Here is a 14,472-nt window from a genome sequence, read left to right as displayed (position 1 = left end):
GGGCGCGTGCGCCGGTTGGTGGGCCATGAAGCGGCGCGTCGGCAGGGCGAAGGACGAGATCATGACCGAGACGCTTCTGGACGCATCGAAGGAATTCCTGGTCCGCTATGGCGGCGACGTCTTCCCGGCTTTGTTCACTTCCGCCAAGGGCACGATCGTCAAGGATTCGAACGGCCGCGACTATCTCGATTTCACCTCCGGGCAGATGTGCGCCACGATCGGCCACAACCACCCCGCCATCGTCGAGGCTGTGCATCGCGCCGGCGAGAAGGCGTTCCACTTCTTCAGCGGCATGATCCCGGAGGTCGTAGCCGAACTCGCCCAGACCCTCGCGCGCGACTGGTTGCCGGGTGACATCAAGCGTTCGATCTTCATCAACACCGGCTCGGAGGCGACTGAAGTCGCCCTGCGCATGGCCAAGATGTACACGGACGGCTACGAGATCCTGGCGCTCGGAGGCTCCTGGCACGGCATCACCGGAGGGGCGAGCTCGGTCTCGATGGCGAGCGACCGCAAGGGCTACGGCGTTCCCGCGCCGGGCGTCTTCGTGATCCCCGAGCCCAATGCCTATCGGCCCTATATCCAAGGGGCGACCGAGGAGGAGGCTGCTCTCGCCAATCTCGACCTCGCGCTGAAGATGTTCGACATGCAGTCGGCCGGCCGAGGCGCCGCGATCATCGTCGAGCCCGTGATCAGCGCCGGGGGCGTGCTGGTGCCGCCGAAATCCTTCATGCAGGCGCTGCGCAAGGCGGCAGACGACCGCGGCATGCTGCTGATCTTCGACGAGGCCCAGACAGCCTTTGGGCGCATCGGCACGAAGACCGGCTCCGAATATTTCGACGTGGTGCCCGACATCATGACGATGTCGAAGACGCTCGGCGGCGGCCTGCCGATCGCCGCGGTCGCGACCACGGCCAAGATCGAGGACGACATCCACTCCAAGAAGTTCGCCTTCTACACCAGTCACGTCTCCGACCCGCTGGCGGCCGAGGTGGGGCTCGCCGTGCTCGACGTGATCCAGAAAGAGAAGCTGGTGGCACGCTCGAAGGAGATGGGCGGATATCTGCGCAGCCGCTTCGAGGAGATGCAGCAACGCTACGAAGAGATCGGCGACGTGCGCGGTCTCGGCCTGCTGCTGGGCGTCGAGCTGGTCACCGACCGCGCCTCGCGCAAGCCCGCTCATGCGCTCGGGGCGCTGACGACGCAGAAGTGCCTCGAGAACGGGCTGAGCATGAACATCCGGCGCCGACCCGAGCGCGGCTCGGTCTGGCGGATCGCTCCGCCGCTGACGGTCTCCACCGGCGAGATCGATCAGGCCGTCGACATCCTCGAAAAGGCCCTGCGCGAAAGCCGCGACGAACTCGCCGCCGCCAAGGCGGCCTGACGGCCGCGACCGCTTGCCGAGTGGAGCCCCGGCAAGCGGCCGCAAAACGTCTCGGAAGCGAGACCAAAAACGTCGATCCATCGATGACAAAAGGGGTGATCTCAATGACGACGAAACACGCAATTCTGTCCGCACTGGCTGCGGCGGCGTGCCTGGCGGCAGCGTCCTCGACTCAAGCCGCGAGCCCGACGCTCGACAAGATCCGGTCGAGCGGAGCGCTGACGCTGGGCTATCGCGAATCCTCCGTTCCCTTCGCCTATCTCGGCGCCGAGCAGAAACCGGTCGGGCTCTCGATGGACCTGTGTGCTGCCGTCGCCGAGAAGGTCAGGTCGCAGTTGAATTTGCCCGCCCTCAAGGTCGCCTATACGGCAGTCAACGCCTCCAACCGCATCCCGTTGATCCAGAACGGCACCATCGACGTCGAATGCGGCAGCACGACCAACACCGCCGACCGCCAGAAGCAGGTGGCATTCTCGGTGGCGACCTTTGCCAGCCAGCCGAGCTGGCTGACGACGACGGCCTCCGGCCTCACAGGCGCGGCCGGGCTCAAGGGCAAGACGGTCGTCGTGACGCAAGGCTCGCTCAACCTGGCGCTGGCGCAGAAGATCAGCAAGGAGGCGGGTCTCGACCTCGTCTTCATCCAGGCCAAGGAGCAAGCGGAATCGCTGCTGATGCTGCGCACCGGACGTGCAGCGGCCTGGTTCGAGGACAAGATCCTGCAGGCGGGGCTGGCAGCGGCTGCTCCCGATCCGAAGGCGCTTGCCTTCCTGCCGGATCAGTATGGCGGCAACGATTATTACGGCCTGATGCTCCCCAAGGGCGATCCGGAATTCAAGGCAGTGGTCGACGGGGCGATCAAAGAGACGATGGCATCGGGCGAGTTCGCCAGGCTCTACGCCAAATGGTTCACGTCGCCGATCCCGCCCAACGGCCAGAACCTCGCTTTGGAGATGAGCGCCGCCTTGAAGGCGCGCATCTCCTCCCCCAGCGACGCGCTCACGCCCTGAGCCTGGAACGCCATGCCGGCTGTCTGATCGAAATCGTTAGGGGGCTGCCGTGTTCGAACTTCTCTTCGAGCGAGGACCCGATGGCGCGCTTTACCTGGTCTGGCTTCTCTCCGGACTGGGCTGGACGCTGGCGCTTGCCTTCTTCGGCTGGTGGCTTGCTTTCGCGATTGGGATTTTGGTCGGCATCAACCGCACCAGGCCGCGCGGGGTCGCCTCGTTCGCCGCGCGGCTCTATGTCGAGATCTTCCGCAACACGCCCCTGCTCGTACAGCTCTTTCTCTGGTATTTCGTCCTGCCCGAGATGCTGCCGGCAACGGCCGGCGACTGGCTCAAGCAGATACCGCCGCCCTGGGGCGCCTTCATCCCGGCCTTGATCTGCCTCAGCTTCTACACGGGCGCGCGGGTCGCCGAGCAGATCCGGGCGGGCATCGAGGCGCTGCCGCGCGGCCAGAGCGAGGCCGCCGCCGCGCTGGGCCTGAAGCCCAACCAGGTCTACCGGCTCGTGATCATGCCGCAGGCGCTGCGCATGATCGTTCCGAGCCTGACCAGCGAGGTCATGGGCATCTACAAAAACACCTCTGTGGCGCTGACGATCGGCGTCATCGAACTGACAGCGCAAGCTCGCCAGATCAGCGAGGCGACGTTCCAGACCTTCTCCGCCTTCGCTTGGGCGACGCTTATCTATCTGGCTCTGGCGTTGGCCGCCTATCAGTTGATGAGCGTCATCGACGCCCGGCTGAAGATACCGGGCCTTCAACCGGCCGCGCCGCGCCGGCCACGCACGCCACCCCTTGATACCGGTGTCATGCACCCCTCCGAAGCGGCCATTCCCGCAGGAAACCGTTCGTGAACGCGCTCGACTTCTCGGTTGTCTGGCAGGCCGCGCCGTATCTCTGGCAGGGTTTGCAGTTCTCACTCGCGCTGACGCTCGCGGCCTTCGTCATCGGCATGGTCTTCGGCACGCTGCTGGCGTTTGCGCAGCACCTGGAACTGCCGGCGATCGCCCAGTTCGCACGTGGCTATGTCGCGCTGATGCGATCGGTTCCGCTGATCATGGTGCTGTTCTGGTTCTTCTTCCTGATGCCGATCGTGATCGGCCATCTGAGCGGCGGCGGCCGCCCGGTGCCGATCGGCGCGACCATGACCGCCTTCGTCACCTTCGGCTTGTTCGAGGCGGCCTATTACTGCGAGATCATCCGCTCGGGCCTTCGCACGATTCCCAAGGGACAATATGAGGCAGCGCGCGCTTTGTCGCTCGGCGCGATCAGGACCTATCGCCTCATCATCATGCCGCAGGTCGTGCGCGCGGTGAGCCCGATCCTGCTGACGCAGACCATCATCCTGTTCCAGGACACGTCGCTGGTCTACGTGCTGTCGCTCACCGACCTGCTGGGCGCGGCCTCGAAGATGTCCCAGATCAATGGGCGTCTGGTCGAGATGTATCTCGCCGCGGCCCTGGTCTATTTTCTGATCTGCAGTTTAGCGTCTCAGATGGTTGCGCGCCTCAGTGGAGAGATCAGACGCTAGAGCGTTTTCGAGCGAAGGGGATTCGACAAGCTTTCCAGGCGGACGTCCGACCGGGTTGAACATCCACCTGGAGACTTCCAGTTGCCTCAGGCCTTTGGCAGCGGGAAGGCCATGAACAGCGCGCCCTGCGCGGTCTTGATCTTGAGCAGGACTGCCTTCTTGCCCTCTTCGGCCGCGCTCGCGATGCCGGCCTTGACCTCGGCCGGCTGAGTGACGCTCCTGCCGGCGACTTCGAGGATCACGTCGCCCTTGCTCAGCCCCTTGCTTGCGGCAGGACCATCGGGGTCGACGCGCGCGATCACGACGCCTGGCCCGGCTGCGCCATGCGCTGGCTTGGCATGTGATGGCTTGGCATCCGAGGGCTTGGCCGGAGCGAGCAGGACGCCGAGGACCGACGCGCCGCCATGCGGCTCCTCGCTGACTTCAGCGACCTTCTCGGCCTTCAGCGGAGCGAGCGCCACGTTCAGGGCGAGTTCCTTGCCTGAGCGCAGAACGGCGATCTCCGCCTTGTCGCCTGGCTTCAGCGCGCCGACACGGCGCGTCAGGTCGCGATCGTCCTTGACCGGCAGGCCGTTGAGCTTCGTGATCACGTCGCCCGACTTGACCCCGGCATCCGCCGCCGGCGTGCCGGGCAGGGCGCTGTCGACCAGCGCTCCCGAGGCGTCGTCGAGGCCGAGGCTGTCGGCGATGTCGCGCGTCACCGGCTGGATCTGCACGCCGAGATAGCCACGCTGGACGGCGCCGCCCTGCTCAAGGGCTGCGACGACGGTCGAGACCGTGTCGGCGGGAATGGCGAAGGCCAGGCCGACGCTGCCTCCCGACGGCGAATAGATCGCGGTGTTGACGCCGACGACCTCGCCTTTGAGGTTGAAGGTCGGCCCGCCGGAATTGCCCTTGTTGATGGGGGCGTCGATCTGCAGGAAATCGTCATAGGGCCCGTTGCCGATGTCGCGGCCGCGGGCGGAGACGATTCCGGAGGTGACGGTGCCCCCGAGCCCGAACGGGTTGCCGATCGCCACGACCCAGTCGCCGACCTTCGGCGTGTCCGTGGCCAGCGAGACATAGGGGTAGTCGCCTGGCGCGAGCACCTTCAGGAGCGCGAGATCCGTCTTGGGATCGGTGCCGATGACCTTGGCCTCGAGCAGCTTGCCGTCTTCCGTGGTGACGGTGACGACCTTGCCGTGCTCGACGACATGGTTGTTGGTGACGACATAGCCATCCGCCGAGACGAAGAAGCCGGAGCCTTGCGCCATGCCTTGCCGGGGCGCTTGCCGATGCTGCGCGCCACCATTCTGTTCGAGGCGCTTGAACAGCTCCTTGAGCTGAGGCGGCAACTTGTCGAGCTCGTGGGAGACCTCGCTTCCAGTGTCGGCCACGTTGTCGATCAGGACCCGCACCGAGACCACTGCGGGCTTCACGCGCTCCACAATGGGGGCGAAGGACGGCACGGCCTGCGCCTGCAGGTCCGAGGTCACGACCGCGGCGGCGCGCGCGGGATTCACATAGGCGATCATCGCGCCGCCGACAGCGCCCGAGGCGACCAGCGCCAGCGCGGCAACCGAAGCGGACAGGCGCCGGCGACGCCGATTGGGGAAGGGCTCAGCAAGATCCGACATCGGAACTCTCCGTTGGCGGGGCCACCCCTATGCGGCCCATATTCGAAGGGTAAGCCTTCCGAGATGCCGGCGATCTCACCGGCGCATTACGGTTCTTTCACGTTGCGGCGGCGGCTGGATTTTGCGTTTCGCCCCACGCGGCGTGGCCGATAGCGGCGACGCCGGCGTCCCTGACGGCGGCTGTGCGAATGGCTAATCCCCGCCACCGCCGCCACAACCTCCGCCATCGCCTCCACCGCCGTCACTGCTGCCGCCGCTATCCGACCCGCTGCTGTCACTGCTGTCGCTGAGACCGTCGGTCCCGCCGTCATAAGAGCTGTCGGAAAAGTCGCCGCCGCATTGCGAGCCGGCATCGCCGTTGCGGCGCAGCTGCGCGCAATCGGGATAGTAGCGATAGCCTCCGGGAATGTTCAGCTTCACGTCCAGCGCGAAGAGCAGCGGCAGCCGCGACGGGTTCGTGGGATTGATGCCATCCTCGCGGCAGCACAGGAGCCAGACGCGACGCAGCCCGGTATTGTCCTGCTTGCGGCCCTCAGCCAGGGCGACTGCCGGCGTATGGTGCAGAAACCCGCCAAAAGCCTGGCGGCAGAAATCCTGATAGGCGCGGGTGTAGAGGATGAACTCGTGCCACAGATCGTCCGCCACCTGAGAGGGCATGGCGACATAACGCTGCCCGCTGTTGAGATAGGCGAGAAAGAACTGCCGCAGGCCTTGGGCGACGAGGGCCGTCTCCTTACGGGTAAAACTGCGATGATGATGGGCCGCGAGCTTGTCGAGCAGGCCCGGCAGCCAGCTGTAGTTCCGAATGAACTCCGCCCGCTGCAGGCGGCGATGGGCCGGCCAGATCACCAGCCCGACAACCAGAACGCCGCCCAGCGCCAGGCTCAGCGCGCCACTCAACCAGGCTGTCATCATCGCTCCCCCTCCAAGGCCCGCCGCGGGAGATCAGATCACGAGTGCACGGTTGATGCATCCCCATAGGGCAGGTGGCAGCGTGCCGATCCTCACCAATCCGGCGTGATCTTCGTCGGGTCGAAACGCTTCTTCAGCCCGTCCCAGCAATCGATGTAGTTGCTCTGCAAGGTCGCAAGCTCGGAGGCGAACTTCGTCAGCTTCTGCGGGAAACGGCTCTCGAACATGAAGGCCAGCGTGTTGGTGAGCTTGACCGGCTTCTGCTCGCCGGTGCTGGCATGCTCGAAGGCGCTGGCGTCGGGGCCGTGCGGCAGCATCATGTTGTGCAGGCTGAAGCCGCCGGGCGTGAAGCCTTCGGGCTTGGCGTCATAGACGCCGTAGATCAACCCCATGAACTCCGACATGATGTTGCGGTGGTACCAGGGCGGGCGGAAGGTGTTCTCCGCCACCGCCCAGCGCTCGGGGAAGATGACGAAGTCGATATTGGCGGTGCCCTCGCTTTCGCTGGGCGAGGTCATGACGGTGAAGATCGACGGGTCGGGGTGGTCGAAGGAGATCGCACCGACCGGCGAATAGCGGCGCAGGTCATATTTATAGGGCGCGTAATTGCCGTGCCAGGCGACGACGTCGAGCGGCGATTGGCCGATCTCGGTGCGGTAGAGTTCGCCGCACCATTTCACGGTCAGGTGGCTGGGCGTTTCCTTGTCCTCATAGCTTGCGACGGGGGTGAGGAAGTCGCGCGCATTGGCGAGACAGTTGGCACCGATCGGGCCGCGATTGGGCAGGGTGAAGACACCGCCATAATTCTCGCAGACATAGGCGCGCGCAGTAGCGCCTCCGAGTTCGCAGCGGAAGATCACGCCGCGCGGGATGATGCAGACCTCGCCGGGCTCAATTGCGATGACGCCGAATTCGGTATGGAAGCGCAGGCTGCCTTCCTGCGCGACGATCAGGAACTCGCCATCGGCATTGAAGAAATAGCTGTCGCGCATCGAGCGGTTCGCCAGCAGCAGATGGGCTGCCATGCCGCTTTGCGCCTCGACATCGCCGGCCGTCGTGATCGTGAAGAGCCCGCTGATGAAGTCGCGCTCGCCATCGGGGATCGGCACCGGCCCCCAGCGCAACTGGCCGATAGGGAGCTCGGACTCACCGGCATTCGGCGCGGAGCGGATCGCGCCCTTGTCGATCTTCTTGTAGCGGCCGGAATGCTTCACACTCGGGCGGATGCGGTAGAGCCAGGAGCGCTCATTGTTGACGCGCGGGGCGGTGAAGGCGGAACCGCTGAGCTGTTCGGCATAGAGCCCGTAATTGGCGCGCTGCGGCGAATTGCGGCCGACCGGCAGGGCATGGGGCAGGGCCTCGGTCTCGAAGCTGTTGCCGAAGCCGGACATGTATCCATCGCTCATCGTCATCTCCTCGGGCCGGATGATGTCAGATGGGACCACACAATGATCCCATCTGAAATCTGAATCCGCCTCTCATCAAGAGTTAGAGCGGGAGGCTGCTGGCGCGGCAAGGCATGCGTGACTAGCTAGGGCCATGGCCGCGCCACGTCGCGGGATGACTGAACGCGCCGCGGAAGGATGACGCTATGACACCGGCCCTCGAATTTGGCCTCGATACCTTCGGCGACGTGACAACGGGGCCAGACGGCGCCCTGCTGTCCCATGCGGCGGTCATTCGTAATGTCGTCGCGGAAGGCGTCCTGGCCGACGAGGTCGGCGTCGATTTCTTCGGCGTCGGCGAGCATCATCGCGAGGATTTCGCGGTCTCCTCGCCTGAGATGGTTCTCGCGGCGATCGCCGCGCGCACCAGCCGGATCAAGCTCGGCTCCGCCGTGACCGTGCTCTCTTCCGATGACCCGGTCCGGGTCTTCCAGCGCTTCGCGACACTCGACGCCGTGGCGAAGGGGCGTGCCGAAATCATCCTGGGACGCGGCTCCTTCACCGAGTCCTTTCCGCTGTTCGGCTTCGAACTCGACCAGTACCAGACGCTGTTCGAGGAGAAGCTCGATCTATTCGCCGAGCTCATCACAGGGAAGGCGGTGACGTGGAGCGGGACCACGCGCGCCTCGCTCACCGACCAGCGGGTTTTTCCGCCGATCGAGACGGGAACCCTGAAGACCTGGGTCGGCGTCGGCGGCAGCCCCGAATCCGTGGTTCGCGCGGCCCGATACGAATTGCCGATGATGCTGGCGATCATCGGCGGCGACCCCTTGCGCTTCAAACCCTATGTCGAGCTCTACAACCGCGCCTTCAGCCAGATGGGCCGGCCGGTCCAGCCCATCGGCGTACACTCGCCCGGCTATGTCGCCGACAGCGACGCGCAGGCGCGGGAAGAGCTCTGGCCGGACTTCAAGCGCATGCGGGACCGGATCGGTGCCGAGCGTGGCTGGGGCCCGATGAATCGCGCCGAATTCGATCAGGAGGCCGATCGCGGCTCGCTTTATGTGGGGAGTCCCGAGACCGTGGCGCGGAAGATCGCGAACACGGTGAAAGCGCTCGGCGTTTCGCGCTTCCAGCTGAAATACAGCGCCGGCTCCTTGCCCCATGACCGGCTGATGCGCAGCATCGAACTCTACGGCATGAAGGTCATGCCGCTGGTGCGGGAATTCCTGGACGGAGAGCCTGGCTGGAAACTCCAGCCCTCATCCTGAGAGCCTGGCCTGAAATGCCCCGCTGATATTAGTGGCTCTGTCTTGACCATCCACGCGCCGTCATTCCGGGCGCAGCGAAGCGCAGACCCGGAATCCATCGTAGAGTTCGGTGGCCTCCGATGGATTCCGGATCTCCGCCGCTGACGCGGCTTGTCCGGAATGACGGCGCAGGTGATGGCAGCGACCTGTCCTCGTCAGGGCTGCAGGCTTGTCCTCAATGCTGCGACATCCTTTGCGGTGACGGGTGTTGCGGCGTTGCCCCAGCTGTTGCGGACATAGGTGAGGACGGCGGCGACGTCCTGGTCGCTGAGGTTCCAGGCAAAGGAGGGCATGGCCGGTCCCGTCGATGCGGCTCTCGTGGTGCCGGCCCGGCTTCCGGCGAGGACGACGCGGATCAAGGTCGTCGGGTCGTCCGAATTCACCAGCGGCGCTTGCGCCAGGCGCGGGAACAGGTTGGGCACGCCTGCTCCGGTCGAGACATGGCAGCCCATGCAGCGATCAGCGAAGACCGCTCGTCCGGCGGTCATCAGCTTGTCGCTGGCGGGCAATGGCGCTGGCGCCTTGGCCTCGCCGTTGCGGCCGGCCTTGAGATAGATCGCCACGGCCTTCAGATCGGCCTCGCTCCAATGCTGCGAGGATTTCTCGACCACCTCGGCCATGGGGCCGGACGCGATGTCGAAGCGATTGGCGCCGGTCTTCAGATACTGGACGATCTCGTCCTCGCTCCAGGCACCGATGCCCTTATGCGGGTCGGCGGTGATGTTGGGCGCGAACCAGCCCTGCAGCGTCGCGCCTTCGAGGAACTGGCTGTTCTTGTCGCCGCCGATCAGGTTCTTGGGCGTGTGGCAGGTGCCGCAATGGCCCAGCCCCTCGACGATATAGGCGCCGCGGTTCCAGTCGGGCGATTTCGCCGGATCGGGCTTGAATTCGCCTTGCGTGAAGTTGAGCAGGTTCCAGCCGATCAGGCTGGCGCGGATGTTGAACGGAAACGGCAGCTGGTTTGACTCGATCTTGTTCTTCACCGGCTCCAGCGTCTGCAGATAGGCCCAGATCGCCGCGTTATCCTGCGCCGTCACCTTGGTGTAGGCGGTGAAGGGCATGGCGCCGTAAAGGTGATAGCCGCCCTTGCCGATGCCCTTCGACATCACGCTCTGGAAGTCCTGGAGCGACAAACGGCCGACGCCGGTCTCGGGATCGGGCGTGATGTTGGGGGCGACGAGATTGCCGAAGGGCGTCTGCAGCACGACGCCGCCGGCGAAAGACGTTGCATGGCAGGCGGCGCAGTCGCCCAAGCTCGCAAGATAGCGCCCCTTTTCGACCTGCGAGAAAGCGGCGTCGCCGGTGACCTGGGCGCTCGCGGGGATGGCGGCGGTCATGAAGGCGGCAAACGCGGCTCCGCCGAGCCGTTTGGGAACGGGCATTCTCATGCGCTCACCAAGGGGCCGGGGTTCTTGAGATAGAGCCTGCGGATGGCGTCGGCCGCCTTGAAGGCGAGCGCGCCGACGGTTCCTGTCGGGTTGTAGCCGGGGTTCTGCGGGAAGGCCGAGGCGCCGACCACGAAGAGGTTGGGCACGTCCCAGCTCTGCAGGTATTTGTTGACCGCGCTGGTCTTGGGATCAGCGCCCATGACGAAGCCGCCGACGACATGCGAGGACTGGTAGGGGCCGGTGTTCCAGTGCCCGGTCATGGGATGGGCAACCTGCTGGCGCGGGTTCATCGCCTTGGCGATGCCGGCGACCTTGTCGGTGCAGTATTGCGACATCTTCAGGTCGTTCTGCGAGAAGTCGAAGGTGATGCGCAGCAGCGGCCGCCCGAGCCGGTCGGTATAGGTCGGGTCGAGCGAGAGGTAGTTGGTGCGCGTCGTGTAGCTCGACGCCTCGCAGCCGATCGACATGGAGCTGAGGTAGTTCTTGACGGTCTGGCGCTTCCATTCCGAGCCCCAGAGCGGCGTGCCGGGCGGCGTCGGCCGATAGCCGATCGGGGCTGCGCCGATCGGCGTGACGCGGATGCTGCCGCCGCCGAAGAAGCCCAGGCCGGAATGGTCGAAATTGTCGTTGTTGAAATCGTCGATCCCCATGCCGAGCGCGCCCGCACCGATGAAGGGGTTGAAGTTCTTGTCGTCGAAGAAGAGCTGGACGCTGTTGGCTGTCTGGTAGGCGTAGTTGCGCCCGGTCGTGCCCGTCTGGGTTTCGGGGTCATAGGGTGTGCCGACGCCCGAGAGCAGCATCAGGCGCACATTCTCGAAAGTGAAGGCGGTGACGATGACGAGATCGGCCGGCTGCTCCCATTCCTTGCCGGAGGTATCGATATAGACGATGCCGGTGGCGCGCTTGCCGGTGGCGTCGAGCGTGACCCGCAGCACCTCGGAATTGGTCTGCGCCCGGAAATTGGATTTTCGTGTCAGCACCGGCAGGACGGTGGTGATCGCGCTCGCCTTGGAATAGTTGGCGCAGCCGTAATTGGTGCAGAAGCCGCAGAAGGTGCACGGCCCCATCGTGATGCCGAGCGAGTTCGTATAGGCCTCGGAGATCAGCGCCGAGGGCACCGGGAAGGGCTTGTAGCCGAGATCCTTCGCGGCCTGGGCGAACAGGGTCGGCCCATAGGGCTGGCGCATCGGGCCGGTCGGATACTCTTCAGAGCGCGGCCCCTCGAACGGGTTGCCGCCCTCGCGGATCTGGCCCTTGAGGTTGCCGGCCCGGCCGGAGAGCCCGGCGAGCCGGTCGAAGGCTGTATAGAACGGCTCCATCTCGCTCCAGTCCGTGCCCCAATCCTGCAGGACGAGCTCGCTCGGGATGGCGCCCTCGCCGTATTTCTCGGTGAGATAGGATTTGAGCCGGAACTCCTGAGGCTGGAACCTGAAGGTGATGCCGGCCCAGTGGTTGCCGGCGCCGCCCGTGCCATTGCCGGGGTGGAACGAGCCCCAGCTGCGCATCGGCAGCGCCGTCTGGGATGGGTTGTTGCGGGCCGTGACGGTGTTCTGCGCGGTCTCGAGCATCAGCTCCTGGCGCTGGCTGTAGCGCAGCTCGTCGGGAGCCGATGCGATGTTGAAATCGCGCGCCGTTTCGCGCCAGGGGCCGCGCTCGAAGGCGACGACCGAAAGCCCCTGGTCGGTCAGTTCATTGGCGATGATCGATCCGGCCCAGCCGAGGCCGACAATGACCACATCCGTCGAGGGAAGTTTCGTGGCCATGGCTCAATCCTTCACGCGCCATTCGGACCGCCCGGCAATGCTGAGCGGGGGCAAATCGAGCTTCTGGTTATGCTTGTCGATGTAGTCGCGGTAATCGTAGCGCGCGCCCGGGAAGCCGAGCATCCTCCACGACACCATCTCCTTGTTGCCGCCATAGATCGGGTCGGCGAAGAAGCCTTCCATGGTGTTCTGCAGGAGGAGCGCGAAGAAGGCCTTGGCGTCGACATCCTTCAGCGTGATCGCACCTGTCTGGAGTTGGGTCAGGACCTGGTCGCGCTGCTCGGGCGGCAGATCGGCGAAGGCCCTCTGATAGGTCTCGCGGCAATGCGCCTGGAGGCCGGCGAGCCCCCGCCGGTAGCGCTGGCGCGGATCGAGCGGGAACTGGTCGCCCTGTTCGGGCGTGCCGGGCTGGAACGGCCCCTTCATATAGAGCCGCTCGGAGGAGCCGTAGCTGCCGGCGAGCTGGCGGTCGATGAATTCGACGCAGCCGGCATCCTTGCCGCTGATGCTCAATTCGTCCGCCGGGATCAGGCGCTCGGTGATCGCGCCCACCGTCCGGACCTCGTCGGGCGTCAGGAAATACCAAGTGCCCGAGCCCAGAGTCTGCGGCGGGCTGGCGTCGAAAGGCTTCCAGGGTGGGCTGCCCGCGATCGTCTCGCCAAGGCCGCGCCCCGTCGAGCCAAGCAGCAGGGCTATCGCCGTCGAGGACAGGAACTGTCTGCGGTTCGGCTGGGCTATTCCAGGTGAGCGCATGGTGAGCCTGCCTTCCACTTGCAGCCGAACATCTCGATGGCTGAGTGCGGGGCCAGTTTGCACTGAGACCAATTGCAATGAGAGCGCTAATGAAAGAACTTGCCATGCGTGTGACGCATGGAACCTTTTAGCTCTCTCGATATGGCCGCGATGACGTTCGCCGGCTGCAAGCCGGTGCGGCCAGCAGAGAGCCTTCCGGCTTCACCCCTGCAGCAGCGCGAGCGGGATCGTGCTGAAGACCTCGGGTGGGCCGTTCTCGCGTAGGGCGAAGGTCTGGCCGACGCCGGCTGCGAGCCCCGTGCGCGTATCGGGGATCATGATGTGGACGAAGAAGACCATGTCTTTCTCCATCACCAGCGGGTTGCCGGAATAGATCATCGGCGGCACGTCCATCCAGGTCGGGCGATAGGTGCAGCCGAGTGCATAGCCACAGGCCGAGAAGCGCTCCAGGCCGAAGCCGGCCTCGTCGAGCACCTTGCGGTGGATGTCGTCGAGCGTGCCGAGTTCCCGGCCGGGGCGCGCGGCGTCGAGCACCTGCCGCATCGCCTCGCAGGCGACCTCGTGCTGCGCCTGCTGGCGCGGGTCGAGCGGGCCCAGCACCAGAGTATGCTCGATGCAGACATTGTAGCGGCAATAGGAGGCGCCGAGCTCGATCATGAGCTGGTCGGTCTCCTCCAGCATACGCGGCCCGGCGACGCCGCGGCCGTAGAGCGCGCGTGGACCGGAATTCACCAACGGGCCGCCGGCGGGCATGTCGCCACCGCCCTCCAGCATCGCCGCGACGCCGGCCGCCGTCGGCACGCTGTCGAGCACGCCGGGCCTTGCCTTTCCGGCCATGGCGAGCACGGCTGCGTCGGCGAGCTCGCCGGCGCGGCGGATATAGGAGAGTTCCGCCGAGGATTTGACCAGACGCTGCCGGCGCACGATGTCGGAGCCATCGGCGATTTCGGCGAAGCCGCTGAGCGCCGCCTCGACCTCGCGGCTATTGGCGCCGGTCAGGCCATAGGTCGCGAATTCGACGCCGATGCGCGAACCCTTCAGGCCGAGCTCTTCCAGGATCGCCTTCATCTCGAAGGCCGGCCGCGCGCCCTCGGCGTTGAGCCAGATCCTGACATCGTCATAGAGCGAGGCGACCTGGGCCTGGCGCAGATCGGGCCGGCGGGTCAGCAGGACCGTGGGACGCTCGTCGGCGGTGATGATCCCGACCTGGAAGAAGACATAGCCGGCCGTGTCGAAGCCGGTGAGATAGTAGTGGCTCTCCTGCGCGAAGACGAGCAGCGCCGAGAGGTTGCGCCGCTTCAGCTCCGCGCGCGTGGCGGCGAGCCTGGCATCGTGCTCGGCCTTCTCGAAGCGCAAGGTGATGGCCCGGCCGCTGCCGGTGGTGGCGGAGATCTCTTTCATCACCGTGTCTTGCATCGCCGTGTCCT

At 65.5% G+C, this 14,472-nt stretch carries 12 protein-coding genes; 5 read left to right on the top strand and 7 right to left on the bottom strand.

What is annotated here, in order from left to right; genetic code table 11:
• Positions 1-61 precede the first annotated feature (61 nt).
• The 4 genes from RMR04_RS16450 to RMR04_RS16435 all read left to right on the top strand — a co-directional run bounded on the left by RMR04_RS16450 (position 62) and on the right by RMR04_RS16435 (position 3,918).
• The gene (locus RMR04_RS16450; protein ID WP_311915686.1) at positions 62-1,384 is read left to right on the top strand and encodes an aspartate aminotransferase family protein; all 1,323 of its coding nucleotides are present in this window, start codon (positions 62-64) and stop codon (positions 1,382-1,384) included.
• Positions 1,385-1,488: 104 nt separating this feature from the next.
• A complete protein-coding gene (locus RMR04_RS16445) occupies positions 1,489-2,391 on the top strand; it encodes an amino acid ABC transporter substrate-binding protein (RefSeq protein ID WP_311915685.1) in 903 nt (300 codons plus the stop codon).
• 49 nt (positions 2,392-2,440) lie between these two features.
• Complete coding sequence (locus tag RMR04_RS16440; RefSeq protein ID WP_311915684.1) at positions 2,441-3,241, top strand: amino acid ABC transporter permease; 801 nt, start codon at positions 2,441-2,443, stop codon at positions 3,239-3,241.
• Entirely contained in the window at positions 3,238-3,918 is a 681-nt protein-coding gene (locus tag RMR04_RS16435) for an amino acid ABC transporter permease (RefSeq protein WP_311915683.1), read from the top strand. Before RMR04_RS16440 ends, RMR04_RS16435 begins: the two co-directional genes overlap by 4 nt.
• Positions 3,919-4,004: 86 nt before the next feature.
• Here the strand turns inward: RMR04_RS16435 and RMR04_RS16430 are convergent, their stop codons facing one another.
• From RMR04_RS16430 to hmgA, 3 genes are all read right to left on the bottom strand, one after another.
• A complete protein-coding gene (locus RMR04_RS16430; RefSeq protein WP_311915682.1) occupies positions 4,005-5,534 on the bottom strand; it encodes a Do family serine endopeptidase in 1,530 nt (509 codons plus the stop codon).
• Positions 5,535-5,726: 192 nt separating this feature from the next.
• Positions 5,727-6,446: a glycine-rich domain-containing protein gene (locus RMR04_RS16425; RefSeq protein ID WP_311915681.1), complete on the bottom strand. Its 720-nt coding sequence runs from the start codon at positions 6,444-6,446 to the stop codon at positions 5,727-5,729.
• Between the two features lie 92 nt (positions 6,447-6,538).
• Entirely contained in the window at positions 6,539-7,852 is a 1,314-nt protein-coding gene (hmgA, locus tag RMR04_RS16420) for a homogentisate 1,2-dioxygenase (protein WP_311915680.1), read from the bottom strand.
• Positions 7,853-8,037: 185 nt separating this feature from the next.
• Between hmgA and RMR04_RS16415 the strand changes: the two genes are divergently transcribed.
• Positions 8,038-9,102 carry an LLM class flavin-dependent oxidoreductase gene (locus tag RMR04_RS16415; protein ID WP_311915678.1) on the top strand — a complete coding sequence of 355 codons (1,065 nt, stop codon included), beginning with the start codon at positions 8,038-8,040 and terminating at the stop codon, positions 9,100-9,102.
• Positions 9,103-9,296: 194 nt separating this feature from the next.
• On the opposite strand, the gene RMR04_RS16410 is transcribed toward RMR04_RS16415, so the two are convergent.
• The 4 genes from RMR04_RS16410 to RMR04_RS16395 form a co-directional block, all read right to left on the bottom strand.
• A complete protein-coding gene (locus RMR04_RS16410; RefSeq protein ID WP_311915677.1) occupies positions 9,297-10,523 on the bottom strand; it encodes a cytochrome c in 1,227 nt (408 codons plus the stop codon).
• 2 nt (positions 10,524-10,525) lie between these two features.
• Positions 10,526-12,292, bottom strand: a complete 1,767-nt coding sequence (locus tag RMR04_RS16405; RefSeq protein WP_311915675.1) for a GMC family oxidoreductase — start codon at positions 12,290-12,292, stop codon at positions 10,526-10,528.
• Between the two features lie 3 nt (positions 12,293-12,295).
• Complete coding sequence (locus RMR04_RS16400) at positions 12,296-13,045, bottom strand: gluconate 2-dehydrogenase subunit 3 family protein (RefSeq protein ID WP_311915674.1); 750 nt, start codon at positions 13,043-13,045, stop codon at positions 12,296-12,298.
• Between the two features lie 201 nt (positions 13,046-13,246).
• The gene (locus RMR04_RS16395) at positions 13,247-14,446 is read right to left on the bottom strand and encodes a M24 family metallopeptidase (RefSeq protein WP_311915673.1); all 1,200 of its coding nucleotides are present in this window, start codon (positions 14,444-14,446) and stop codon (positions 13,247-13,249) included.
• Positions 14,447-14,472 lie beyond the last annotated feature (26 nt).

The sequence above is a fragment of the Bosea sp. 685 genome (assembly GCF_031884435.1).
Classification (GTDB): Bacteria; Pseudomonadota; Alphaproteobacteria; order Rhizobiales; family Beijerinckiaceae; genus Allobosea.
The sequence above is the reverse complement of the archived record's forward strand: the minus strand, read 5'-3'. Positions and strand labels throughout refer to the sequence as shown.

Bases quoted from the DNA above. Each gene is read 5' to 3' on its own strand.
- RMR04_RS16450 (WP_311915686.1), top strand. From the start codon at position 62: ATGACCGAGACGCTTCTGGACGCATCGAAGGAATTCCTGGTCCGCTAT.
- RMR04_RS16445 (WP_311915685.1), top strand. From the start codon at position 1,489: ATGACGACGAAACACGCAATTCTGTCCGCACTGGCTGCGGCGGCGTGC.
- RMR04_RS16430 (WP_311915682.1), bottom strand. From the start codon at position 5,534: ATGTCGGATCTTGCTGAGCCCTTCCCCAATCGGCGTCGCCGGCGCCTG.
- RMR04_RS16425 (WP_311915681.1), bottom strand. From the start codon at position 6,446: ATGACAGCCTGGTTGAGTGGCGCGCTGAGCCTGGCGCTGGGCGGCGTT.
- hmgA (WP_311915680.1), bottom strand. From the start codon at position 7,852: ATGAGCGATGGATACATGTCCGGCTTCGGCAACAGCTTCGAGACCGAG.
- RMR04_RS16415 (WP_311915678.1), top strand. From the start codon at position 8,038: ATGACACCGGCCCTCGAATTTGGCCTCGATACCTTCGGCGACGTGACA.
- RMR04_RS16410 (WP_311915677.1), bottom strand. From the start codon at position 10,523: ATGCCCGTTCCCAAACGGCTCGGCGGAGCCGCGTTTGCCGCCTTCATG.
- RMR04_RS16405 (WP_311915675.1), bottom strand. From the start codon at position 12,292: ATGGCCACGAAACTTCCCTCGACGGATGTGGTCATTGTCGGCCTCGGC.
- RMR04_RS16400 (WP_311915674.1), bottom strand. From the start codon at position 13,045: ATGCGCTCACCTGGAATAGCCCAGCCGAACCGCAGACAGTTCCTGTCC.
- RMR04_RS16395 (WP_311915673.1), bottom strand. From the start codon at position 14,446: ATGAAAGAGATCTCCGCCACCACCGGCAGCGGCCGGGCCATCACCTTG.